This is a genomic window from Enterococcus sp. LJL98, assembly GCF_054871745.1.
Window position 1 is genome coordinate 1 of sequence record NZ_JBTXLU010000018.1, and the last position, 25514, is coordinate 25514.

Annotated in this window: 22 protein-coding genes and 1 rRNA gene; 16 read left to right on the forward strand and 7 right to left on the reverse strand. The window is 41.9% G+C overall.

Annotated elements, in window-relative coordinates; all coding sequences use genetic code 11:
- Window positions 1-172: 172 nt before the first annotated feature.
- From ACYSNO_RS11985 to ACYSNO_RS12005, 5 genes are all read right to left on the reverse strand, one after another.
- Window positions 173-1666, reverse strand: coding sequence for a serine hydrolase (locus ACYSNO_RS11985; RefSeq protein ID WP_461731319.1), 1494 nt, complete (start codon window positions 1664-1666; stop codon window positions 173-175).
- A 95-nt stretch (window positions 1667-1761) separates the two neighbouring features.
- On the reverse strand, window positions 1762-2211 hold the full coding sequence (locus ACYSNO_RS11990) for a gamma-glutamylcyclotransferase family protein (protein WP_461731320.1): 450 nt from the start codon (window positions 2209-2211) through the stop codon (window positions 1762-1764).
- Window positions 2211-2858: a pyroglutamyl-peptidase I gene (pcp, locus tag ACYSNO_RS11995; RefSeq protein ID WP_461731321.1), complete on the reverse strand. Its 648-nt coding sequence runs from the start codon at window positions 2856-2858 to the stop codon at window positions 2211-2213. Before pcp ends, ACYSNO_RS11990 begins: the two co-directional genes overlap by 1 nt.
- Before the next feature lie 25 nt (window positions 2859-2883).
- Complete coding sequence (locus tag ACYSNO_RS12000; protein ID WP_461731322.1) at window positions 2884-3804, reverse strand: DUF979 domain-containing protein; 921 nt, start codon at window positions 3802-3804, stop codon at window positions 2884-2886.
- Complete coding sequence (locus ACYSNO_RS12005) at window positions 3801-4499, reverse strand: DUF969 domain-containing protein (protein ID WP_461731323.1); 699 nt, start codon at window positions 4497-4499, stop codon at window positions 3801-3803. The genes ACYSNO_RS12000 and ACYSNO_RS12005 overlap by 4 nt, the downstream gene beginning before the upstream one ends.
- A gap of 456 nt (window positions 4500-4955) precedes the next feature.
- On the opposite strand from ACYSNO_RS12005, the gene ACYSNO_RS12010 reads away from it, so the two are divergent.
- From ACYSNO_RS12010 to ACYSNO_RS12020, 3 genes are all read left to right on the forward strand, one after another.
- Window positions 4956-5360: a DUF4809 family protein gene (locus ACYSNO_RS12010; protein WP_461731324.1), complete on the forward strand. Its 405-nt coding sequence runs from the start codon at window positions 4956-4958 to the stop codon at window positions 5358-5360.
- A gap of 80 nt (window positions 5361-5440) precedes the next feature.
- Window positions 5441-5947, forward strand: coding sequence for a VanZ family protein (locus ACYSNO_RS12015; protein ID WP_461731325.1), 507 nt, complete (start codon window positions 5441-5443; stop codon window positions 5945-5947).
- Window positions 5948-5962: 15 nt separating this feature from the next.
- Entirely contained in the window at window positions 5963-6685 is a 723-nt protein-coding gene (locus ACYSNO_RS12020; RefSeq protein ID WP_461731326.1) for a YebC/PmpR family DNA-binding transcriptional regulator, read from the forward strand.
- 276 nt (window positions 6686-6961) lie between these two features.
- On the opposite strand, the gene ACYSNO_RS12025 is transcribed toward ACYSNO_RS12020, so the two are convergent.
- Together ACYSNO_RS12025 and ACYSNO_RS12030 are read right to left on the reverse strand one after the other, a co-directional pair.
- Window positions 6962-8383: a L,D-transpeptidase family protein gene (locus tag ACYSNO_RS12025; protein WP_461731327.1), complete on the reverse strand. Its 1422-nt coding sequence runs from the start codon at window positions 8381-8383 to the stop codon at window positions 6962-6964.
- A 169-nt stretch (window positions 8384-8552) separates the two neighbouring features.
- A complete protein-coding gene (locus tag ACYSNO_RS12030) occupies window positions 8553-9533 on the reverse strand; it encodes an L-lactate dehydrogenase (RefSeq protein WP_461731328.1) in 981 nt (326 codons plus the stop codon).
- 359 nt (window positions 9534-9892) lie between these two features.
- Between ACYSNO_RS12030 and pth the strand changes: the two genes are divergently transcribed.
- The 13 genes from pth to ACYSNO_RS12095 form a co-directional block, all read left to right on the forward strand.
- On the forward strand, window positions 9893-10453 hold the full coding sequence (gene pth / locus ACYSNO_RS12035; protein ID WP_461731329.1) for an aminoacyl-tRNA hydrolase: 561 nt from the start codon (window positions 9893-9895) through the stop codon (window positions 10451-10453).
- A 49-nt stretch (window positions 10454-10502) separates the two neighbouring features.
- Window positions 10503-14000, forward strand: a complete 3498-nt coding sequence (gene mfd, locus ACYSNO_RS12040) for a transcription-repair coupling factor (protein WP_461731340.1) — start codon at window positions 10503-10505, stop codon at window positions 13998-14000.
- Window positions 14001-14020: 20 nt separating this feature from the next.
- Window positions 14021-15622, forward strand: a complete 1602-nt coding sequence (locus tag ACYSNO_RS12045; RefSeq protein ID WP_461731330.1) for a putative polysaccharide biosynthesis protein — start codon at window positions 14021-14023, stop codon at window positions 15620-15622.
- Window positions 15609-15875 (forward strand): RNA-binding S4 domain-containing protein, encoded by a 267-nt coding sequence (locus ACYSNO_RS12050; protein ID WP_461731331.1) that lies wholly within the window; start codon window positions 15609-15611, stop codon window positions 15873-15875. Before ACYSNO_RS12045 ends, ACYSNO_RS12050 begins: the two co-directional genes overlap by 14 nt.
- A 66-nt stretch (window positions 15876-15941) precedes the next feature.
- Window positions 15942-16334: an FtsB family cell division protein gene (locus tag ACYSNO_RS12055; RefSeq protein WP_461731332.1), complete on the forward strand. Its 393-nt coding sequence runs from the start codon at window positions 15942-15944 to the stop codon at window positions 16332-16334.
- Between the two features lie 80 nt (window positions 16335-16414).
- On the forward strand, window positions 16415-16873 hold the full coding sequence (locus tag ACYSNO_RS12060; protein WP_461731333.1) for a S1 domain-containing RNA-binding protein: 459 nt from the start codon (window positions 16415-16417) through the stop codon (window positions 16871-16873).
- A gap of 104 nt (window positions 16874-16977) precedes the next feature.
- Window positions 16978-18357 (forward strand): tRNA lysidine(34) synthetase TilS, encoded by a 1380-nt coding sequence (gene tilS / locus ACYSNO_RS12065; protein ID WP_461731334.1) that lies wholly within the window; start codon window positions 16978-16980, stop codon window positions 18355-18357.
- 19 nt (window positions 18358-18376) lie between these two features.
- Window positions 18377-18925, forward strand: coding sequence for a hypoxanthine phosphoribosyltransferase (gene hpt / locus ACYSNO_RS12070; RefSeq protein ID WP_461731335.1), 549 nt, complete (start codon window positions 18377-18379; stop codon window positions 18923-18925).
- Between the two features lie 67 nt (window positions 18926-18992).
- Window positions 18993-21047 carry an ATP-dependent zinc metalloprotease FtsH gene (ftsH, locus tag ACYSNO_RS12075; RefSeq protein WP_461731336.1) on the forward strand — a complete coding sequence of 685 codons (2055 nt, stop codon included), beginning with the start codon at window positions 18993-18995 and terminating at the stop codon, window positions 21045-21047.
- 244 nt (window positions 21048-21291) lie between these two features.
- Window positions 21292-22188: an Hsp33 family molecular chaperone HslO gene (gene hslO, locus ACYSNO_RS12080; protein ID WP_461731337.1), complete on the forward strand. Its 897-nt coding sequence runs from the start codon at window positions 21292-21294 to the stop codon at window positions 22186-22188.
- Window positions 22189-23181: a tRNA dihydrouridine synthase DusB gene (gene dusB, locus ACYSNO_RS12085; RefSeq protein ID WP_461731338.1), complete on the forward strand. Its 993-nt coding sequence runs from the start codon at window positions 22189-22191 to the stop codon at window positions 23179-23181.
- A 110-nt stretch (window positions 23182-23291) separates the two neighbouring features.
- Window positions 23292-24785, forward strand: coding sequence for a lysine--tRNA ligase (gene lysS / locus ACYSNO_RS12090; protein ID WP_461731339.1), 1494 nt, complete (start codon window positions 23292-23294; stop codon window positions 24783-24785).
- A 638-nt stretch (window positions 24786-25423) separates the two neighbouring features.
- Window positions 25424-25514 (forward strand): 16S ribosomal RNA (locus ACYSNO_RS12095); the annotation flags it as partial.

Consider the following 25514-nt stretch of genomic DNA (forward strand, 5'->3'; position numbering starts at 1 on the left):
TAGTTACTCACCCAATGAATACCGAAAATTAGCAGCATAAAAAACGCAATCTCAGGATAAAAGATTGCGTTAAACTAAAAGATTGTTTTTTGTTTTTAATACTGTCTACTTGACAGGGGGCAATTCAATGATGTCGTAGGCCTGCTTTGTTTTTTCATGGATTATTGTTTGATTAGAAAAGGTACTGCAATAATAAGAGAAGGACTGCGCCGCCTGCCAGGACTAAGCCGATGAGAAAGGTTAGCTTGCGAAAAGGCAATCCCGCTTTCTGACGCCGATCTTGACGGGATGGGGTGACTTCTTCATTGGTTTCAAAATCAAAGGTCACTTCTTCCGGTTCGGTCATTGTTTGACGTGGAATGAAAAAGTGCATCAAGAAAATTAAAAAACCAATGATTAGTAGACCGATTGAGAAAATCGTCAATTGGGTGATTTCAACGGAGCGCATAATGAAGCGAACGATGAAATTCTCACTTAATTCTTTTTCGAGGGGGCTTTCTTCTTTGATAAAGTCTACTTTAAAATCATCTGCGGCAGAATCAAATAAGAAGTCTAAATGATTGTTAATCACGAGTTTTTCACCTTCGATTTGAAAGCGAGGTTCCGTCCCTTTTTCAATTGGGCCGCTCAGCGATGTTTCCACAAAAATGGTTTGCTCGCCGACGTCAAAAGATTCTGCGGGAATGAGTTCGCGGTATTCATATTTTTTAAAGGTTTGCTCGATCAAATTTTTGCCGATTACTTGGAAAGCATCGACGCCTTGTTCATTAAAAAAATTTTGCCCGGCATCAAAAAGAACGGTGAGCAAGGTAAGGTCTCCTTGGGTCGTTGTGATCACTCCTGAAGCGCGGTCCGGGTTGGAAAAGTCCAGCAACAAGCCATTGGTTCCCGGAATGGGAGTCGCCTGATCAGCGATAAAAGGGTTTTGATTCATCAGTGTTTCTTCGGTAAAACCACCTGCTTGGACGGTGACTTCTTTTTGATCAGTCACCTTTAATAGGGCTGGGAAGTCTTTAATCAAGCGATAGGCTAAGCGCGTAAGGTCTTTCGGTGTGGATTGATTGTTTCCTGCGATGGTCATTGGCACCCAAGTATCATAGCCTTGAATGTTGCCAAAAGAAATGCCACTTGGATTGGAGAAGAAGGTTTGTGTGAGTTCCAATTTCTCAGCGGTTTCGTTCATACGCGTAACGAAGGTTTCGGCATTGTCACTGATCTGTTCAGCGAGTAAGAAACTTGCACCAACTGCATTAGAGAAGCTGATGAGTTTGATCAAATCTTCCACCGTATAGGTGACACCGGTGATTAGATTGTTACTAGGCAAATAAGGAATTTGTGCGACGGTTTGATGACGATCCTCGACGGTTACTTTATCTGTGAGGGCGATTTCCCCTTTTTTTAACGCGTCATAGGCGAGGTACAAGGTCATTAAGTGGGTTAAAAAACCAGGGTCAATCAAAGTCTCGCTTTTTTCCTCCCACAAGATTTGTCCGTTATTGGCATCAACGACGAGGCTGGCGCTTGGTAACACTTCTTGTGGCAGAGCTTGTTGTTGGTCGATGAGTAGTTGGTTTAGATTATCATCAGCAGCAACTAGCGGTGGCATTGAAAACAAAAATCCGAGGGCAATGAAGCCGGTCATAAAATATTTTTTTAAATGATTCAAGTTCGAAAATCCTCCTATAGGAAACAGTGATGCTTCTATTTTACCATCATCAAAAAGAAACAGGAACCGCTTTTTAAGGATTCCTGTTTCTTGTCTTATTTGGCGGACATTTCCATGAAGTGACGCCAATCGCCATTTGGGATATAAAGGCTATGCGTTAAGAAGTCAAAATCGTTTTCAACGGCATAACGATAAACGTAAGCAGAGATGGCTTCATCGTAAGCTTGTGTCTGTTCGTTAAATAAAAAGACCGTTAGCGTTTCACGATGGTATTCATTTGGTTGGCCTTGGTCATAGCCTTCCATTTTATCGAGTGCGCCAATTTCTTTTTCGAAATCAAGCAGCTCAAAGACTTCACCGTAGACCCAATCTTCTGCTGGTAATAGTGCGGGATAGCCTTTTTCAGTGAGATGATACAAGCTACCTTGAATACGCGCCTTACGTGCTTGTCCTTTTGTTTTCCCTGTTAAATAGCGTTCATAGTTAAAGAAGTTTTCCATTAAACTACCATAAGTAAATAATGGAAGAATTGCTGTTTTTTGCATTAGTGAGTCGTTCCTTCAATTGTTTTTAGATCTTCCTTGTCTTTAAATAAAACAATCGCTTCGATTGCTTTTTCCAGACTTTTTGTAATGTCCTCTAAGCTCATATAAGGTTGATTGGGTTTATCAACTACTTGTTCGGCAATAAAAGGTACATGGATGAAGCCCCCTTTGACACCTGGGAAGTCTTTTTCGATTAAGTAAAGCACTTGGTACATGATGTGGTTGCAGACGAAAACTCCTGCAGTGTTTGATAGAGCAGCTGGCAGCCCAGCGTCTCGAATATTTTTGACCATCGCTTTAATGGGTAATTGCGTAAAGTAAGCAGCAGCGCCGTCTTCTTGAATCACGACATCAATCGGTTGATTGCCTTCGTTATCAGGAATACGTGCATCGTCAACATTAATAGCAATGCGTTCAGGTGTGACGCTAAAACGTCCGCCTGCTTGGCCGATGCTTAACACCACATCAGGTTTTTCTTTTTGCATCACCGCTTTGACAACTTCTGCGGATTTGCCAAAAACAGTAGGAATCTCTAACTTGATGATTTGCGCTCCTTGAATGGTATCGGGTAACGCTTTGACAGCTTCTAAAGCCGGATTAATTGCTTCGCCGCCAAAGGGGTCAAAACCAGTAACTAAAATTTTCATTGAACTCTTCCTCTCTTTTGTTAAGTTAAAAGGCTAAGAAATACATTAAGCCAATATGGATGACCAGGAGAATCCCTGCCATCGGTGCTTGTGCTTTAATCACGCCATTTGGGTCCTTCATTTCTAACAGTGCTACCGGCAAGGCGTTAAAGTTGGCAGCCATAGGTGTTACGAGGGTGCCACAAAATCCAGCGGTCATTGCTAGGGTTCCAGCGATGACGGGGTCGCCGCCTTGTGCGATGACAAAGGGGATCCCAATTCCCGCCGTGATCACAGTGAAAGCGGCAAATGCATTCCCCATAATCATCGTGAACAGTGCCATCCCTAGGCAGTAAGCGATGACGCCAATTAAGCGATTGCCTTCAGGGATAAAACCTGAAATGGCATTTGAGATGACTTCGCCAACACCTGCAACCGTAAAAATGACACCAAGGGCAGCGAGTAATTGTGGTAAAATGCCGACGGTTCCAACTGCTTGAATCATGCGGTCGGTATCGTCAAGAACGGTCTTAGGAGATGCCTTCGTAAAGAACATCGCTAGTAGTAAGGCTACGATGGATGCGATCCCAATACCGACTTGTCCACCAAGCGGCGTGTAAGAAATACCCACGGCAACTGCAGCTAAAGCGATGGCTGGAAAGAAAATCCAACTGCCAATTCGTTTGGCACCGGCTTCGCCTTCTTCCTCCGTCATCGTTGCTGTTTTTCCAATTTTAACTTGTTTAAATAAAGTCAATCCGCCCATAATGGTCAATAAAACCCCTGATAGAAAATGCGGAATGGCATTCCCACCAGCAAAGATGATTCCTAGCAAGAGCCAAAAGAGGCCGGTTCCCAAGCGTACAGGATTGCTAGTGTCTTTAAAGGTCCGAACGGCGGTCATCATCAGCAAGAGTCCGACTAAGATATAGAAAAATTCTAAAATGATTTTCGCGCTTTCACTCATTTGTTTTCGCCTCCTTTTTGCTGTTTCTTCCCATATTTTCGATCCATCTTCAAATCAAATAAATAGTTATCAATCGCGATTAAAACGAGGCTGATCCCAGCGACAATGAGTGCAACTAAGACAATCGATGTTTCTTTGACACTGTAACCTAAAGAAGCTAACGTTCCGCTAATGAGTAAGACACCTGCGGAAGCGGCAAATGTATTTTGCGCAAAAAAGTTGGCAAAGTTTTCATTAGCAGCAGCTTTGGCTTTAATGAGATCTTCGTCTTTTTCCGATAGGACGCCGTAGCGTGCTTTGGCCGCAGCTTGGGCCATTGGGTTAACGATTGGTCGAACAAATTGTGGGTGCGCTGAAATGCGAATTCCAAAGAGTCCAGCCATTTGTCGAACGAAGGCGTAGAGGGTGATAAAACGTCCCGTCGTCAAGCCCTTCATTTTTTCGATGAGGATCACGGCTTGCTGGCGTAAACCAAAACGTTCCGAGATACCAATCATGGGTAAAGTTAAGATGAAGATTGTGACGACACGATTATTGACAAAGGCTTCTCCTAGTAATGTAAAGAAATCGATTATTGAAATACCTGAGACAAGAGCGGTAGCAAATGCGGCAATAATCACGACGGCAATCGTATCAAACTTAAAAATAAAGCCAATCAGAATAATTAAAATACCAATCAGTTTCATCCATTCCATTTAGATTCTCTCCTTTTCTTTTTTGTATTTTGTTGCATATTGAAATTATACGCAAGAATTGGAAAAAAAGATATTTTAAGCCTTCCAAAAAAAGAGAATTATCAGACAATTTTAGTAAGTTTCTTGCTATTCTTTCATTAAAAAGGTAAACACGCTTGGTTGTGGGGAATCCAACTAGCCGACGCCTACAAAAAGTGTTAAAATAATCACAAGAAAGAAAGGTTGGTGGCTATCACGACTGAAAATTTTCGTAGGCGCTCTTTTTTTGCTTTTTTCCTTTTTCTTAAAGTAGAAAACAAGCAAGAATAAGCAGTTGCCAATCGCCGCGAATGACTGTCTTAGTGCTTCTTTCTTTGGGATGGCGGGGCACTTGACTACTTGATGTGTCTCACGCTCTTTATCGGTGTGAAATTTTAAACAACTATTTTTTTAAGTGATAAAAAGGAGAGGTTTTAAATGGAAGTAAAAATTACTTGTACAACAGAATTGGTTCAAGGAGGCTGCAATGCTTGTACGGCTGCTCCTTCGACGAGTTATCAAATTACCTTTGACGAGGTTGGCATTCCTTTAGGAAACTTAGATGTCGAATCTTTGGTAATGGCAATTGCTTTAAAAAATGGGTTTCGTCAAGAATTGGTAATGGATTTTGATGAAGAATCGATTGTTTTTAAAAAAGAAGGCAAGCAAATTGAGATGACCGATTTTTACGGTCAATTGACTTATAAAAGCCAAGGGAAAAAAGTAAGTGTCCGCAACCAAGTACAAAATCGGGAACAGACATTTGCGGATACGAACCAAGTATTAACAGAACTCTTTGATTTGGCACCAGTCACTTTTGATACACAGGAAATTGAAGCGTGAACGGTCTCGTAGGCGACGTTTTTTCATGACGGGCGTGTCTTTTGCATCGAAAAATGCTAAGATAGGTTTGAGGTGAGGCAATGATTCAAAAACACCGAAAAAACGGGAATCTTTATTTAGGACTAGCTTTTGTAATGATGGGTATTTTATTTTATAGCTCCTCGCAAACTTACGAACAACAATCACAAATTGGCTTGCTATCGACGCTTTTAAAAAAGGAACCTTTTAAAGAGGTCTTCATGCATGTCTCTTTTACGTATGCAGGCAGTGAAGTCAGTATCGCGCAGAGTGGTTACTTTTCTTTTGTGGAGTTTTTCATTCGTAAAGGTGCGCATTTTGGCACTTATTTTATTCTAGGTGGGAGCTTTTTTCTAGGACTTGTCCCCCGAATACAAACATTTGGCTTGACCGCCTTATTTAGTTGGTTAAGTGCAACGGGTTATGCCGCAACGGATGAGTTTCACCAAATGTTGACAGGTGGTCGGACGCCGCTTTTTCAAGATGTGATGTTAGATGCTTCCGGCGCCTTCACAGGGATTGTTCTTTGTTGGCTAGTACTTGGTTTTCGCGAGAAACGAATAATTTAGGAGAGTGATTGACAAATGGCAGGACATAGTAAGTGGAAGAATATTCAAGGAAGAAAGAACGCACAGGATGCCAAACGAGGAAAGATTTTCCAAAAACTTTCTCGTGAAATTTTTATTGCTGCGAAAAACGGAGGGGGCGACATTACAATGAATCCCGCTTTACGTTTATGTGTCGATAAAGCGCGGGCAGCCAATATGCCAAACGATAATATTGAACGAGCGATAAAAAAAGCAACCAGTTCCACGGACGGTGCGAATTATGATGAGATTACTTATGAAGGGTATGGTCCAGGCGGCGTGGCGATTTTAGTCGAAACACTGACAGATAATCGGAATCGAACCGCGACCAATATTCGTGTCGCCTTTAACAAAAACCACGGCAGTTTAGGTGAAACGGGGTCGGTGAATTACTTGTTTGATCGTAAAGGCTATTTAGCCATTGAGCGAGAAAACTTAGCGATTTCAGAAGATGATTTTTTTGAAAAAGTACTGGAAGTTGGCGGGGAAGATTTGATTGCTTCGGAGGAAGTCTTTGAAATTTATACGGCTGCGGAAGATTTTGTTGCCGTGCGTGACACTCTAGAACAAGAATTTACCTTAGCCCAAGCTGAATTAATGATGATTCCGCAAACAACGATTGCTTTGGATGAAGAACAAAAAGCGCAACTGGATCAATTAATTGAAAAATTAGAAGATGACGACGATGTGACGGAAGTTTATACGTCGGTCGAAGAGTGAGTGACTCGGCTATAGGTAGCCGAGTTTTTCGTTTTCGTTGCATAGAAAAGAGGGTCTGCGACATCGGTCACAGCTCCTGGTTTTATCATATTTGGTGTTGATGGAGAAATCTCTATAAGATTTTCCTTCAACATCTTTTTTATTTTTTTAAACAAAAAAAGACCTCAAGCCAACAAAAAACGATAGAGAAATCATTTCTCTACCGTTTCCGACGATTCTTTTTACTCATTTCGGGCCCATCAACACTATTTGACGAACAACCCAGACCCTTTGATTTTAGAAGGCTAAAACGGGGGTACCGACTTCAACCATCTCGTAAAGTTGTGCCATTACTCCTGGCGGTGTATTGATACAGCCGTGTGAACCGACTGTTTTCCAAAGCTCGCCTCCGTAATGCGGTTGCCAATCCGAGTCATGAATGCCGACACCTGTCCAGTCGATTGGCATCCAATACTTGACGGGTGAAGCGTATTTTGAGCCGTCGTCATTAAAGCCGCGGAGAACTTCATCCAACTTTTTGTTCCAGACGTAGAACACGCCAGGTGGTGTCGGTGTGGAAGGTTTGCCAGTGACAATATCGGTTTCTAGAGCGACTTTGCCATCTTTGTAATACCACATATGTTGATTCACCATGTCGATTTCGATATAGGTATTGCCAAATAGCGGACTACCAGAGCTCGCACTCCCTTGCGCAATCGGCGAACGAGTAAAAGCTTCGCCATTTAAAATATCAGCAATCAGACCGTCCGTCTCACTGTCAGGTGAAATCGTCCAACTTAAGGAACCAGCAGGCACGCTGACTTCTCCTCTAAGCGTACTATTAAAGCTTGAGGGATTCGTACTCGTATTGTAATCTGCACCAAGTTGAGTCACGTATTGATAAACTTTTTCGCGATCTAAATCAATGTGACCCTCTTGATACAGCAGCCAGTCATTGATGGTTTCGCTAGGAATTTGGAAGGAATGGCCATTGATGATATAAGTTCCTTCTACTTGGGCAATACGCTGAATATTCTTTAATTCTTCGGTCAGTTGTGGATCTTTTTCTGTAACGCTTGGTTTTTGAACAAAGGTGGTTAATTCTAGACTTGATTTTCCAGCGAGTAAGGCGTCTTTGACAGCGGCCATGGCTGCTTCAATGTCAATATTTTCACCTTGGACTTCGGGTGTAATTTCAAAACCTGTTTCTTTGCGTGTTAAGGTTGCATTTTGCGTTTGCTTGCGTTCTTTATTCCAAGCAGTTAACTCTGCTTGGAGTGCTGCTTGCCGCTCATTGAGTTTTTCTTCATCGAAAGCAGCTTGGCTAAGGTCAAAGGTTTGTTTTTTCGTAAAGTATTGCCAGCCCCAGGTCCAAGGGTTTTGTGTTTTTTGCCATTTCTCCAACTCTTTAGAAAAGGCGGTTTGTAGACCGAAATCCGTCTTTTTAATGCTTTTCCATTCGTTCTTTTCGTCAAGAAGGGTAAAGGATAAGTCATTGAATTGTTGGTTTAAGTGTTCATTCGCTTGGCGAACGGTTTGTCGGCTCACATCGACTTCCCCAATGAAGGTTTTTGGTAAGAAGCGGTCTTTATAGGAATTGGCTTGGTAAGCGTAGCCTCCAAAGGCAATTAGTAGGATGCCTAAAAACACTGCCAATCCAATCATCATGGGACGTTTGGTTGCGGTTGCCTGATGTGAACGGCGCTTAGAACGAGACATTTCGAAAATCAGCTCCATTTTTCGTTATAGTATAGGCGTTTATCTTATCACACTTGTTAAAAAAAAGGGTGTTTGGAAATTGATACGAAGAAAAAATTAAGGATTCCTTGATTTTTCTTGTGTCGTAAAAAAAGACCGTGGCACTTCTGCCACCGTCTACTTGATTCTGTTAGTTTTCTTCTGCATCTAGTTTGGCAAAAGCGGCATCTAAAATTTCTTTTAGTTGGCCAGCAGAAGCTTCCATCCGGTCTTGCTCCCCATCAGTCAAGGGGATTTCAATCACTTGCTTGATTCCTTGGGCGTTGATAATGGCTGGGGAACCGATATAAATATCATTTAACCCGTATTCGCCATCTAAATAGACAGAAAGTGGCAAGACGGCATTTTCATTATCTAAAATGGCTTGCGTAATCCGAGTTAAGGAAGCAGCGATGCCGTAAAAAGTGGCCCCTTTTTTCTCAATAATGTCATAGGCCGCGTCTCGGACTTTAAAAAAGAGATTGACCATGGCTTCTTCATCAACTTCTGGATTTTTCATCACCCAGTCATAAATCGGCAATCCAGCCACGTTGGCGTGTGACCAGACAGGAAACTCGGAGTCGCCATGCTCGCCTAGAATATAAGCGTGGACGTTACGTGCATCGACACCAACCAATTCTGCTAAGGCTTGACGAAAACGGGCAGAATCAAGGGAAGTTCCAGATCCGATGACGCGTTCTTTTGGGAAACCTGAGAATTTCCAAGTGGAATAGGTTAAAATATCCACGGGATTGGCAGCAACGAGGAAAATTCCTTTAAAGCCAGAAGCCACAATTTGTTGTACGACAGAACGATTAATTTTTAAGTTTTTATGAACAAGATCTAAGCGTGTTTCACCTGGTTTTTGAGCAGCACCTGCGGTAATCACTACGATGTCAGCATCGTGTGCGTCGGAATAATCGGCTGCATAGATTTTTTTCGGTGAGGTAAAGGCAAGTGCGTGAGAGAGGTCTAAAGCATCTCCTTGTGATTTTTCATGATTAATATCGATAATACCAATTTCTTGCGCAATATTTTGAGTCACTAAAGCAAAGGCATAGCTAGAACCGACTGCACCATCACCAACAAGGATGATTTTTTGGTTGTCTGTTTGAACATTTAAATTTGTCATAAGTGTACCAACCTTTCCGCGATTTTGTTTGATTCATCTAATATGCTATCACTTCCCTGCGAGTTTGTCATTACTATTCGTCTAAAAGAGTAACAGTTTTTTTAAGCTGTTATATGATACCGTCAAGAAAGAAGAAGCGGGAAGATTTCGTTTAATTTTTTCTTGAGACGAGTAGGAAGTAAGCAAGAGAATGCTTCTTTGTGCTATAATAAAACCACTTAAAAAAAATTCAAAAGAAATCGTTAAATAGATGGAACAAATCACGTGTGAAGGTGTGAAAAAGAAGCCGCTTCTTTTCCAGCTTCCCCTTTTGTGTTGTTCCTTTTTCGATAACAAAAGAAATTGAGGGCGAAGATGAAATGAAAATGATTGTTGGTTTGGGAAATCCAGGCAAAAAATATGAAAAAACAAAGCATAATGTCGGTTTTATGGTCGTTGATGCTTTGGCAAGAGACTATGATGCAAACTTTCAAAAAAATCCCTTTGAGGCAGAAGTGGCGTCTTTCTTTTTGAACGGTGAGAAAATCGTCCTAGTCAAACCACAAACGTATATGAATGAATCTGGTCGCGCAGTTGGTCCACTCATGACTTATTTAGGAGTGCAACCTGCAGAATTAGTTGTGATTTACGATGACTTAGATCTGGCTTTAGGGAAAATTCGCTTGCGACAAAAAGGAAGTGCAGGTGGCCATAATGGCATGAAGAGTCTCATTGCTCATCTGAATACGCCTGTCTTTGATCGGATAAAAATCGGCATTGATCGCCCAGCGAAAGGACGGACAGTTGTCAACCATGTCCTAAGCCCTTTTTCCAAGGAAGAAGAAAGAGTCATTGATGAAAGCTTAGATTTAAGTGTTCGTGCCGTTAAAGATTACTTAGAAGGACAAGACTTTTTAGCCACGATGAATCGTTTTAACTAGTGAGGAGTAGCACATGAAAATTGTTGAGATCGTCAATCAAAGTCCACTGATGATTCAGTGGCAAGAAAAATTAAAAGAAGGGACCCCTCGTCAATTATTGACGGGATTATCGGGTTCAGCAAAAACATTAGCCATTTTAGGCGCGTATCGAAAGTTGCAGCAGCCAGTTGTCGTTTTAACAGCGAATCTTTTTTATGCCAATCAACTCGCGGAAGATTTGCGTAATTTGGAAGAGTCAGTCTATGTTTTTCCAGTGGATGAAGTGATTTCAGCAGAAATGGCTTTTGCCTCGCCAGAAGCCAAGGCGGAGCGTATTAACACCTTAAATGCCATCATGTCGAATCAATCGGGTATTTATATTGTACCGACAGCTGGCCTGCGAAAGTTTCTACCATCGAAGGAAACCTGGAAAAATCACCAATTTCATTGGAAGGTTGGTGAGGAAATCGACTTGGAACAGGTCATCCAAACATTGATTTTAATGGGCTATGAACGTCAAGGGATGATTGGGAAGCCAGGTGAATTTAGTTTAAGAGGGAGTATTTTAGATCTGTATCCGCTAGACACGCAGTACCCGATCCGAGTGGAGTTGTTTGATACCGAAATTGACTCTTTGCGCTACTTTGATGCGGAAACGCAACGATCTATGGAAAAACTGGAGGAAATTTTGATTTCACCTACGAGTGATTTGATTTTCTCGCAAGAAAATTTACAAGAGGGGCGTCAAAAACTAGAGGAGTGGCTACAAAAACGTCTGGCTGTCACGAAAGAAGCCGCAGACCGTCAATTTTTAACGGATTATTTTGGCCAATTAGCGACGGCTTGGCAAGAAGGACATCCTGGCGCAAATCCTGCTTTTTATACAGATTTATTGTACCAAGAAAAACAGACCTTGCTTGATTTCTTTCCGGCAACGACGTTATTGATGGTCGATGATTATCCTCGGATTTTAGAAACGAATCGCGAAATGTTGCGCGAAGAAGCGGAGTGGCATACGCAAAAAATAGAAGAGATGCGTGTTTTCTCGGAACAAATTTTTGGTGGGGATATCCAGCAAATTTTAAGCCGGGTCACTTTTTCAACTAGCTACTTTTCGTTATTTCAAAAAGGGATGGGGAATCTGCGCTTTCAAGCAGTCCATCATTTTCAGTATCGTCCGATGCAGCAATTTTTCGGTCAGATGGGTTTATTAAAAACCGAGGTCGATCGCTGGGAAAAGCAACGACAGACAGTGGTCTTTTTAGTAGGCAATCATGAACGTGCGCAACGACTGGAAGCAGAATTTCGTGAGCATCAGATTTATGCGGTCGAAACGACAGAAGACCGAATTTTTACTGGTCGAACGCAAATTGTTCAAGGAAGTTTACAAAGTGGCTTTGAGTTGCCACAAGACCATATCGTCATTGTCACCGAACAAGAAATTTTTCAAAAAGTGACAAAAAAACGCGCGCGAAGGCAAACGATTTCAAACGCGGAACGCCTGAAAAGTTACAATGAATTGAAGGTTGGCGATTACGTCGTCCACGTCAATCACGGGATTGGGAAGTACTTAGGCATGGAAACCATCGCAATTGATGGCGTACATCAAGACTACATTACGATTTTGTATCAGAATGAAGATAAACTCTTTATCCCTGTCACCCAATTAAACCTCGTCCAAAAATACGTTGCCTCTGAATCAAAACAACCAAAAGTAAATAAATTAGGAGGCAATGAGTGGGCGAAAACCAAACGTAAGGTCGCGACGAAAATCGAAGACATTGCCGATGACTTGATTCAACTGTATGCTCAGCGTGAAGCAGAAAAAGGCTATGCTTTTGCACCGGATGATGGCTACCAAAAAGAATTCGAAGATGCTTTTCCATATAGTGAAACCGACGATCAATTGCGAAGCACGACGGAAATTAAGCGAGACATGGAAAAGGCCAAACCAATGGATCGTTTACTCGTAGGGGATGTTGGTTTTGGCAAAACAGAAGTTGCCTTGCGAGCAGCTTTTAAGGCGATAAAAGAAAACAAACAAGTTGCCTTTTTAGTGCCAACGACGATTTTAGCCCAGCAGCATTACGATACGATGCGTAGCCGTTTTGAAAATTTCCCTGTTGAAATTGAAATGCTTAGCCGTTTTCGCACGAAAAAACAACAAGAAGAAACAATGGAGAAATTACGCAAGGGGCAAATCGATATGGTCGTTGGAACGCATCGTCTCCTTTCAAAAGACGTTGAATTTGCGGACCTGGGCTTGTTGGTCGTGGACGAGGAGCAACGTTTTGGGGTGAAACACAAAGAACGACTGAAGCAATTACGGTCTGAGGTCGATGTGTTAACCTTGACGGCTACGCCGATTCCAAGAACACTGCATATGTCGATGCTTGGCGTGCGAGATTTATCAGTCATTGAAACCCCTCCTTTAAATCGCTACCCGATTCAGACCTATGTCATGGAAAGCAATCCAGGGGCGATTCGCGAGGCGATTTTAAGAGAGATGGCGCGTGAAGGCCAAGTCTTTTATTTATACAATCGTGTGGCGACGATCGAACAAAAAGTCGCTGAACTCCAAGAACTTGTACCTGAAGCAAGGATTGGCTACGCCCATGGTCAAATGACGGAAATACAGTTGGAAAATACTTTGTTTGATTTTATTGAAGGACAATACGATGTTTTGGTTTCGACCACGATTATTGAAACGGGAGTTGACATCCCGAACGCCAATACGCTTTTTGTTGAAGATGCCGACTATATGGGCTTGTCGACTTTATATCAATTACGGGGGCGAGTGGGACGGAGTAATCGTGTGGCCTACGCGTACTTTATGTATCAACAACAAAAAATCCTAAATGAAGTCAGCGAAAAACGCCTACAAGCAATCAAAGATTTTACAGAGTTGGGGTCAGGTTTTAAAATTGCCATGCGAGATTTATCCATTCGCGGTGCCGGGAATTTACTAGGCGCGCAACAACATGGCTTTATTGATTCCGTTGGTTTCGACTTATACTCCCAAATGCTAACGGAAGCCGTTCAACGAAAACAAGGCAAAAACATTCAAACAGAAAAGACTGCGGTTGAGATTGATTTGGGCATGGATGCCTACTTACCTGGGACGTATATTGAAGACGAACGACAAAAAATTGAAATTTATAAACGAATTCGAGAATTGGAAAATCTCGACACACTAGATGAATTGCAAGACGATTTACTGGATCGTTTCGGTGAATACCCTGACGAAGTGGCGCACTTACTCGCAGTTGGTGAAATGAAAATGAACGGTGACCGCGCATTACTCGATCGGATTCGTAAAGAAGGACAAATCGTCACGGTCACTTTAAGTAAAGCGGGAACCAAAGCGTATTCGGTGGAACAATTATTTAAATCGCTGAGTAAGACGAAGTTAAAGGCAACTTTAGGTGTGGAAAAAGAACAAATGCGTCTCAAACTAACGATTCCAAAACAAATGAAAACCATGGTCTGGTTAAATGAATTGCAAGGATTCATTCGAGATTTGCGGAAACAACGCTATAAAAATCGAAAGGCTGCAGCGAAAAAATAAGGAAAGTGGAGGAGGGCGTTATGAAAAAACAGCCATTACACGCCATGATGCAAGGAGCTTTTGTTTTAACGCTGGCCGCTTTTATCGCGAAGCTTTTAAGCGCCGTCTATCGCGTGCCTTTACAAAACCTGGTTGGGGATGAGGGATTCTATGTTTATCAACAAGTCTACCCACTCTATGGTATCGCGATGACACTCGCCTTAACAGGGTTGCCACAATTTATTTCGAAGTATGTGGCTGAAGGAGAGGACCTCGCAGCGCAAGAACAAGCTTTGCAATATTTAACAACTTTTGTGACAGGGCTAGCGGTCGTTTTGTGGGCAGGGGTTTCTTTTTTCAGTCATCCGCTGGCTCGATTGATGGGTGATCCCGCCTTGCAACCGAGTATTCAAGCAGCCTCGCTGACTTTTTTATTGATTCCTCCCTTAACGATTTACCGAGGCAACTTGCAAGGACAACTCATTCTTGTGCCGACTGCAGTCTCACAAGTGGTGGAACAGTTTTTACGGGTCGGACTCATCTTGATGGCGGCAGCGAGTTTTCATTTCTTCCATTGGGATATTTACCAAGTGAGCCAAATGGCGATGTATGGTTCTTTTATTGGTGGACTCGCGGCCGTTGTGATTTTAGGTTTCGCGCAAAGAAGGTATTCCCAGACACACCTCGCTTGGAACTGGCGGACCTTACGCCAGTGGCCACCGAAAAGGTTGCGTCGCCGTTTTTTTATTGAAGGCGGCTTTGTCTCTTTATATAGTGGGTACTTCATTTTATTGCAATTGCTCGATTCGTTTCTACTCGTCAATTATTTAGAAAAAAAAGGATTGACGCTTCACCAAGCACGAATTGAAAAAGGGATATTTGATCGCGGACAGCCTCTAGTTCAACTGGGCTTAGTAGTCGCCTTAGCGTTAAGTGCCAGCTTTTTGCCGATGCTAACGCGTTATTTAAAAGAAGCGCAAAAAGCGTCGTTCTTTTTTTCAGCTAAATTGTATTTACGCCTAACGACTACACTAGGCTTGGCTGCTTCGTTCGGCTTGGCATTTGTGATGCCTTATATGAATTACACACTTTTTAAAGATCAATCGGGGAATCTCGTCTTAAGTGTCTTTGTTTTTTCTGTGGCGCTCATGGCTTTAGTTCACGCCTACCAGAGTATCGCGCAAAGCCAGAACCATTTTCGACAAGCGCTAAAAGCAGCAGGTGGCGGGCTCTTAGTAAAACTCGTGAGCACCCCCATCCTAGTTTTTTCTTTGGGGACACTGGGAGCGAGTTTTGGAACATTACTAGCACTCGGCGTCGCTTTATGTCTGTTAATGCGATATGAAGCAGCTGAAATCAACTATTTTTGGCGAGAGAATCATTTTGGTCGCCGCTTGTGTCAAGCGCTTGGCGTCATGAGCCTCGCCTTATTCCTTTTTTTCCGTTGCTTTGCTTTTTTCTTTGGTTCGGTGGAGCATCGGCGGACGGCGCTAGGTTTGACGCTTGCAGGTGTGTTGGTGGGGGGAGTGAGTTTTTTCTTTGCGCTACTCCATTTCAAAGTCTTCACCAGTCAAGAATGGGCAGTCTTGCCTTTTGGTCAAAAAATTTTACGGAAAGTTGGAAAAAAACATGAGATTAGATAAATTTTTAAAAATTTCACGGATTATTAAACGTCGCTCTGTGGCAAAAGAAGTGGCAGATAAAGGTCGCATTCAAATTAATGGGAAACTGGCTAAATCAAGTTCTTCCGTCAAGGTCGGCGATGAAATGCAAATTCAATTTGGGAATCGAATCGTGTTATATGAAATTCGTGAACTGCATGAATCGACGAAAAAAGAAGACGCCGCACAAATGTATGTCATCCTTTCAGAAACAAAACAAGTCGATTTTGAGTAAATTGAGTTAGACAAGGCTATCGGATGTTGGTATAATGAAAAAGACAATCATGAATGGAGGAGCGATATGAAGCAAGAAAAGTCAAATAAGCTACAATTTCTTGATGAGGAATATGCGGAACGACATTATGCGATTCAAGCAAAGAAACGTCGTGAAGTCATCTTTCGTCGTCGCCGTCTAGCGGTCGTCTTTAGTATAGCGACAGTCCTTTTCGTGAGTGTTGGTCTTTCTCTTTTTAATGACGCGCTGCGTTTGAATCAACTGGAAAATTATCGTGAAGAAACGATTGTTGAACAACAAGCGATTCAAAAGAATAAAGCAGACTTGGAAAGAGAAGTTAGTTTGTTACAAGATAAAGATTATGTAGCAAAAATTGCGCGGGAACGTTTCTTATATTCAAAAAAAGGTGAGTTAGTCTTTCCTTTACCTGAAAGTGAAACAAGCACCGCAAAAAGATAGAATCGTGTGAATCACTACAAAGTATTTTGTAGTTGAAAAATAAATAAAAGGTTCAGAATATTAGGAGGAACATGGGTTTTATGTCAATCGAAGTTGGAGCGAAACTACAAGGAAAAGTGTCAGGGATTACGAATTTTGGTGCATTTATTGATTTAGGGGCAGGTAAGACAGGTTTAGTTCACATCAGTGAAGTGTCAAATGGCTTTGTGAAAGACATTAATGACGTGTTAAAAGTGAAAGACGAAGTGACTGTTTTAGTGACAAGCGTTGGAGACGACGGAAAAATCGGATTATCCATTCGTAAAGCACAAGATCGTCCACAAGAAGAAAAGCGTGAATTCCCTAAAAAAGAATTTCAACGCCCGCAACAAAAACGACCATTCGTTAGAAATCAAAATCAGAATCAAAATACAAACCAAGGAAAAGACGACTTCGACTCGTTGATGAGTTCATTCTTAAAAGATAGTGATGACCGCTTATCTTCCTTGCGTCGTAGCACTGAAGGAAAACGCGGTGGCCGAGGCGGACGTCGCAACTAATTCAAACAAAAACAGGAGGGCATGCCATTGCGATTGATGAACCATGCCTCCTGTTTTTTTTCGTCGTTACTGCAAGGTAAGAAAACCCAAAGGAGGCGTTAGATGTGCTCGTAGCCAACTTAAAGAAAATCATAAACGAGCGCCAATTATGGCAAGCAAAGGAAAAAATTCTAATCGCCGTTTCAACGGGGGTGGATTCCATGGTCTTATTGCATGTCTTGGAAAGCTTGCAAGAAAGCGGACTCGTCATTGGTGTGGCCCACGTGAACCATCAGTTGCGAGCAGCGTCCATCGAAGAAGAGGCCTTTTTGGCAAGTTATTGTGCAGCGCGTTCCTTGCCCTTTCATTGTCGAAAATGGTCGACTCCTGCGACAACCAATATTGAGGCGCAGGCCCGTGATTTCCGCTACAATTTTTTTAAAGAAATCATGCAACAATTTGGCTACACGGTCTTAGTAACTGCGCATCATGGGGAGGACCAGTTGGAAACGATGTTAATGAAGATGGTACGGACAGGAGAAGTTTTTGCGAGTCAGGGAATCGCTTGGACGCAAACTTTTGCTTCTGGACGGCTCGTTCGGCCATTGCTCACGCAGTCAAAAGCAGATTTGTTGCACTACGCACAAGAAAATGATTTGGTTTATTATGAAGATGAGACCAATCAGACGCTTGATTATCAAAGAAATCGGCTACGTCACCAAGTACTTCCCGTTTTAAAAAATGAGAATCAGCAAGTACTGGCTCATTTCCAACAACTCTCTGAACAAATTCAATTGCTGGAAACGTGGGTGAAAGAAGAACAAAAGCAGTGGCTAGCCACTGCAATGGAAACGACGGCTCGAGGAATAACGGTCGACTTGCGTCAGTACCCTTGGAATGCTTCGAGCAAGCAACCTTGGTTTATTGCCGCAATTGTTCAAACGGCTTATTGCCAGTTCGGGTTGACGATTTCAAGAAAACAATCCGAGCAATTGCAAAGACTTCTGGCTAGCGACAATCCCCAATGGTACATCGATTTAGCATCGGGCTGGCAGTGGATTCGAAGCTATGAAACCTTGTCCTTACAAAAAAAGCAAGCAGCAATGCCCGAGCAAAGGACGTATGAGCTTGTCTTGGGGGAAGGTTGCGAATTATCAGACAAGGCTTGGGTGGGAATTTTTTTACCAGGAAAAATAAAAATTCCCAAAAAAGTCAAAGATTGGTCTGAATTTCGCCAAGAACTCCTGTTAGACTCAACGACGGGTCTAACAATCGGTGGTCGAAAACCTGGGGAGAAAATTAGGCTAAACGCCCGTCTGACCAAGAAGATTGCTCGTTACTTTATTGATTGCAAAATTCCAACCGAGGAGCGGGAACAATCATGGGTTCTAAGGGATAAAAATCAGAAAGTTTTGGCCTTGCTTCCTTATATGCTTTCTCATTTGAGTATTCGTAAAGAAACTGATAAAATACACTACGTACTTCTTTTTAAATACCGGAAGTAAAGATTGGAAGGAGAACCCTATGTTAGAAAAAGATATTGAAAAAATTTTAATTTCCCGCGAAGAAATCAGCCAGCGTTGTGCAGAGTTAGGTGAAATTTTAACAGAAGAATACCAAGGAAAAGACCCCTTAGTGGTAGGCGTTTTAACTGGAGCTGTTCCGTTTATGGCGGATATTGTACGTGAAATGGATTGTCCTTTACAAATGGATTTCATGGATGTTTCCAGTTATGGGAACGCCTTAGTGTCTTCAGGTGAAGTAAAAATCATTAAAGACCTTGATACAAACGTGGAAGGCCGTGATTTGTTAGTAGTCGAAGACATCATTGACAGCGGTCGAACCTTGGCTTACTTAGTTGATTTATTTAAATATCGTAAAGCAAATTCTGTGAAAATTGTAACGTTATTAGATAAGCATGAAGGTCGTGTGGTTGATATTAAAGCAGATTATGTCGGGTTTGATGTCCCGAATGAGTTTGTTGTCGGTTATGGTTTAGATTACTCTGGACACTACCGGAATCTTCCTTATGTCGGCGTTTTAAAACCAAGTATCTACGAAAATGAAAATTGAGCGTTTTCAAAGCGTGACGAATCAAGTATAATGGTAAGAGTTAGACAAAATGTCAAGGAGGAACTGCATGAACAATAAAAACAAGGGAACCGTTAGGAATACCCTTTATTATGTGCTGATATTATTAGCAATGGTTATGGTGGTGTACTTTTTCCTAGGAAATGGCAACAGCCAAACACCAGAGATTGAATATTCAAAATTTGTACAGCAATTAAAAAATGGCGATGTAAAAGACTTTAAGATTCAACCGGTCAACGGCGTGTATCGCGTAACTGGTGAGTACGAAAAAGAACAAACCATTGAAAATAATAATGGTTTGAGTGTGCTAGGCTCCACGCAAGCGTCAACCACTCGTTTTACAACGATCATTTTACCCAACGACTCTACTTTGAGTGAGATTACCACCTTATCAAAAGAAAAAGGCGTCAAAACGGTGATTGCCGAAGAGTCGACTAGTGGCGTTTGGGTGTCGCTATTAATTAGTTTCCTTCCACTTGTGATTTTCATTTTCTTTTTCTATATGATGATGAGCCAACAAGGTGGCGGCGGTGGCGGTGGCGGCGGCCGTGGTGTCATGAACTTTGGAAAATCTAAAGCAAAAGAAGCCGATAAAAAAGATGTTAAAGTTCGCTTCTCTGATGTGGCTGGTGCCGAAGAAGAGAAACAAGAACTAGTAGAAGTCGTGGAATTTCTAAAAGATCCTCGACGCTTCGTTGCGCTAGGTGCACGAATCCCAGCAGGGGTCTTACTAGAAGGACCTCCAGGAACAGGTAAAACCTTACTTGCAAAAGCAGTTGCAGGGGAAGCCGGTGTGCCATTCTACTCAATTTCAGGTTCTGATTTCGTTGAGATGTTCGTTGGGGTCGGAGCAAGCCGTGTACGTGACTTATTTGAAACCGCGAAGAAAAATGCACCAGCGATTATCTTTATTGATGAGATTGATGCAGTTGGACGTCAACGTGGCGCAGGAATGGGTGGCGGACACGATGAACGTGAACAAACATTGAATCAGTTACTTGTTGAAATGGATGGATTTGGTGGTAACGAAGGCGTCATCGTCATTGCTGCAACCAACCGTTCAGATGTTTTGGATCCTGCATTGTTACGTCCAGGTCGTTTTGACCGTCAAATTTTAGTTGGCCGTCCGGATGTGAAAGGGCGTGAAGCGATTCTTCGTGTTCATGCGCGTAACAAGCCATTAGCCGATGATGTCGATTTAAAAGTTGTCGCGCAACAAACCCCAGGCTTTGCCGGTGCAGAACTTGAAAACGTCCTAAACGAAGCGGCGCTTGTGGCTGCTCGTCGCAACAAGAAGAAAATTGATGCAACCGACATTGATGAAGCGCAAGATCGAGTGATTGCGGGACCAGCGAAGAAAGATCGCGCAATTAACAAAAAAGAACGTGAAATGATTGCCTACCATGAAGCAGGTCATACGATTTGTGGACTTGTTTTAAGTCGGGCACGTGTCGTTCATAAGGTAACGATTATTCCTCGTGGACGTGCCGGTGGTTACATGATTGCTCTACCAAAAGAAGATCAATTCTTGCATACAAAAGAAGACATGTTTGAACAAATCGTAGGGTTACTTGGTGGACGTGTTGCAGAAGAAGTTTTCTTCGGTGTCCAATCAACAGGGGCTTCCAATGACTTTGAACAAGCAACAGGTCTTGCAAGAAGCATGGTAACGGAATACGGAATGAGTGATTTAGGTCCCGTTCAATATGAAGGCAACCATCAAGTCTTTGTTGGGCGTGATTATGGCCAAACAAAAGCCTACTCGGAACAAGTTGCTTTTGAAATTGACCAAGAAGTTCGTAAAATTTTAGTGGCAGCTCATGACAAAGCCCGTGAAATTATTGAAGAACACCGCGACAAAAACGAATTAATCGCTCAAAAATTACTAGAATTTGAAACATTAGATGCAAAAGCGATTAAAGCTCTTTTTGAAACAGGTGAAATGCCAGCAGACTTTGATGAAGATGAATACCCAAGTGAACGTGGCGTTCAATCTTATGAAGAGGCTAAGCGTGCATTAGAAGAAAAAGATGCAAAAAAACAATTAGAAGAACAACATGAAGTGGAAGAAGAGAAAAAAGAAGCCAAAGATTCAGAAGAATAAGCGGTGGAATTTGCACTCAAGTGGCTCTTTTTACTAGCGAAGCTTGGTTCACCTAATGAAAAAAAGGAACCAACTCGAAAGAAACAAGGGCAAAGCATTCATGGAAGTACACAAGGCTGCGACAATTTGATTGTCACAGCCTCTTCTTTTTGATTAAGATGTGAAAAGAAATGAAACGTCAAAGTTGAAAAATGGAAAAGATACGAGTATGATTCATGAAGGAAAGATTGAAGGAGCGAAAATCATGACAGATTATTTAGTAAAAGCATTAGTCTACGGTGGCTCGATTCGCGCATATGCCTTGAACGCGACGAATACAGTAGCAGAAGCGCAAAAAAGACACGATACTTGGCATAGCTCATCGGCTGCGTTAGGTCGTGCATTAATTGGAACCTTATTATTAAGTAGTAGTAGTTTAAAAAATGAGGAAGATCGTCTCACAGTGAAAATCCAAGGCGATGGCCCTGGTGGTGCGATTATTGTCGATGGTGACGCTCGTGGCAATGTGAAAGGGTATATTCAAAATCCACATGTCAGTTTGCCTTCGAATGGTCAAGGGAAAATCGATGTTCGTGGCGTAGTAGGGACGAATGGTTTATTCTCTGTCATTAAAGATTTAGGCATGAAAGAGCCTTTTTCTGGTCAAGTGCCAATTGTTTCCGGCGAATTAGGTGAAGACTTCACGTATTATTTAGCGGTTTCGGAACAAATACCTTCTGCCGTTGGTCTAAGTGTGTTAGTCGATACCGATGAAACGATTAAAGCAGCCGGTGGTTTTATGATTCAAGTAATGCCTGGTGCTAGCGAAGAAGTCCTAGGAAATTTGGAAGAACGCTTGGCGAACTTACCAAAAGTCTCTGATTTAATTGAAGCCGGAAAAACACCGGAAGAATTGATCGAATTAATCTTTGAAGGAGAATCCATCTTATTCTTAGAAGAGATGCCTGTCCAATTTCAGTGCGATTGCTCACGTGAAAAATTCTCTAAAGCGATGATTACCCTTGGGTCGGCGGAGTTGCAAGCCATGATTGATGAAGACCAAGGTGCCGAAGCCGTTTGTTCCTTCTGTAATAATAAGTATCAGTTTAGTGAAGCAGATTTAGAAGGCTTAAAAGCAGAAATCACTGGAGGCAAGCAGTAAATGGAGCACAACTGGAAAATAGGAGACGTTGAAATCCCCAATCGAGTTGTCGTAGCGCCCATGGCAGGCATTAGTAACTCTGCCTTTCGTGTGACGGTAAAAGAGGCGGGGGCAGGTCTAGTTGTCTGCGAAATGATTAGTGATCAAGGGATTCATTTTCGCCACAAAAAAACATTAGAGATGCTTTATATTGACGAAACAGAACATCCACTAAGCTTACAAATCTTTGGAGGCACCAAAGATTCATTAGTGGAAGCGGCAAAATTCGTGTCAGAAAATACGACGGCGGATATTATTGATATTAATATGGGTTGCCCAGTCAATAAGATCATCAAAGCGGAAGCGGGAGCAAAATGGTTACTAGATCCCGATAAAGTATATGAAATGGTAGAGGCGGTTTCTTCTGCTATCGAAAAACCCGTCACCGTTAAAATGCGGATTGGCTGGGACGATGAACATGTTTTTGCAGTGGAGAATGCAAAGGCCGCCCAAGCCGCGGGTGCATCTGCTGTGGCCATGCATGGTCGTACCCGAGTACAAATGTATGAAGGCCAAGCCAATTGGGATGTTTTACGAGAGGTGAGTCAGCACCTGACGATTCCTTTTATCGGTAACGGGGATGTGAAGACACCAGAAGACGCAAAACGAATGTTAGAAGAAGTGGGCTGTGATGCAGTGATGATTGGTCGTGCAGCACTTGGAAACCCATGGATGATTCGCCGCACGCAGCATTATTTAGAAACAGGGGAATTAATTGCAGAACCAACTGCTCGCGAGAAAATCGAAATGGCGATTCTTCACCTCGATCGTTTAATTCAATTAAAAGGAGAATTTATTGCGATTCGGGAGTTCCGTCAGCATGCTGCTTACTATTTAAAAGGTGTTTCAAGAGCGGCAAAAGTGAAAGCTGCGATCAACCAAGCAGAAAGTCGTGAAGTCGCTGTCGGTTTATTGCAAGAATTTCTGGATAAAATTGAAGGGCAAGTCGTTTAAAGGAAATCATCCGACTGAAAAAGGAAGCCGAAGCCGAACTTCGACTTGCTTTTTTGCTCGTTCATTGGCATTATAGACAAAGAAGTGAAAGACAGAACGGAGGAAAATTCGTGACAGAGGAACAACAAACCCAAGAAGAATTAAACGATCAAATGTTGGTTCGTCGACAAAAGATGGAGCAACTACAAAAAGAAGGCATTGATCCTTTTGGTCATCGTTTTGACCGTACACATAATTCAGCAGAATTGCATGAATTATTTAATCAACGATCAAAAGAAGAGTTAGAAGAGATGGATCTATCGAGCAGTATTGCTGGTCGAATGGTAACCAAACGTGGCAAAGGAAAAGCGGGCTTTGCCCATTTACAAGATCGCGAAGGTCAGATTCAGATTTATGTTCGTAAGGATGAAGTCGGTGAAGCGGCGTATAATCTTTTTAGTCATGGTGATTTAGGTGATTTCTTTGGTGTAACGGGTAAGATTATGAAAACAGGAACAGGCGAAGTGTCGGTTCGTGCAAAAGAAATTACGCTACTATCAAAAGCTTTACGTCCTTTACCAGATAAATATCACGGATTAACAAATATTGAACAACGCTATCGTCAACGTTCGCTTGACTTAATTAGCAACAAAGAGAGTTTCGATCGTTTCGTTAAACGCAGTAAAATTATTAGCGAAATTCGTCACTACTTAGACGGTCAAGGTTTCTTGGAAGTAGAAACACCTGTTTTACATAATCAAGCAGGCGGAGCAGCTGCGCGTCCATTTATTACGCACCATAATGCTTTAGACATCGAATTGACTTTACGAATCGCTTTAGAGTTACATTTAAAACGATTAATTGTGGGTGGGATGGAAAAAGTTTACGAAATTGGGCGCGTTTTCCGTAATGAAGGAATTGATACGACCCATAATCCTGAATTTACGATGTTAGAATGTTATTCTGCGTATACCGATTATAAAGATATTATGAATTTAACCGAGGGAATTATCCGTCATGCAGCAACAAGCGTGCTCGGTACTGCCGAAGTTACTTATGATGGCCAAATCATTGATTTAGGACCAGATTTTCGTCGTGTACACATGGCAGATGCAGTAAAAGAACAAACGGGTGTCGATTTCTGGCAACCGATGACAGTTGAACAAGCCCATGCCTTAGCTGAAAAACATGAAGTCCCAATTACGAAAAACATGAGTGTCGGTCATGTTTTAAATGAATTCTTTGAAACCTTTGTTGAAGAGACACTACAAAATCCAACATTTGTTTATGGACATCCAGTAGAAGTTTCACCTTTAGCGAAGAAAAATCCAGAAGATGATCGCTTTACGGATCGTTTTGAATTATTTATTGTTGGCCGTGAATTTGCCAATGCCTTTACAGAATTAAATGACCCAATCGATCAAAGAGAACGGTTTGAAGCGCAAGAAAAAGAAAAAGCGGAAGGCAACGATGAAGCACATGGCGTGGATGAAGATTTCCTAGAGGCACTTGAATATGGTCTGCCACCAACCGGAGGACTAGGGATTGGAATTGATCGTTTAGTCATGTTGCTTACCGATGCACAGTCGATTCGTGATGTTCTCTTATTCCCAACAATGCGTTAAATATAGAAAGCGAAACTCGTCAGCAATAGATTGTAAAATCTAAAATGACGAGTTTTTTTATAAAAATAGAGAAAGTATGATTGAATTCTATGGATAATACGAACGAAAAAAGAAAGATAGAATTCGAATAGTCGTGAAAAAACAATCTGTTTATAAGTAGAGGAAATCATTGACCTATCAGGATTTAATTGGTATATTAATAGATGTTGAAAACGAAAAAAACTTTTTTTGAAAAAGTGATTGACGTGGATGAAACAAAATGCTATTATAACGAAGTCGCAAATCGATGGGTCGTATAAAATAACAACAACTTAGTCGCAAAATAATTGCAAAAAGTAGTTGACAAAGACTTCGACGATTTGTTATTATAACGAAGTCGCTGTTAGCAGGCGAGAAATATTGAGAAATATTTCAAAAACTTTTTTGAAAAAAGTATTGACAATCAATTGTCATGCTGATATGATATAAGAGTTGCTAAAACAACAAACAAGAAACAACGTAGACCTTTGAAAACTGAACAAAGCAAGCAAACGAACCAAAGTGTAGGATGTTTCTATTAGATAGAAACAAACACAACAAGCAAGCAATTAAGCTAGCAAAATTTTTGAGCTTAACAATCGAAAGATTGTTTCAACTTTTTTAATGAGAGTTTGATCCTGGCTCAGGACGAACGCTGGCGGCGTGCCTAATACATGCAAGTCGAACGCTTCTTTTTCATCGAACTTCGGT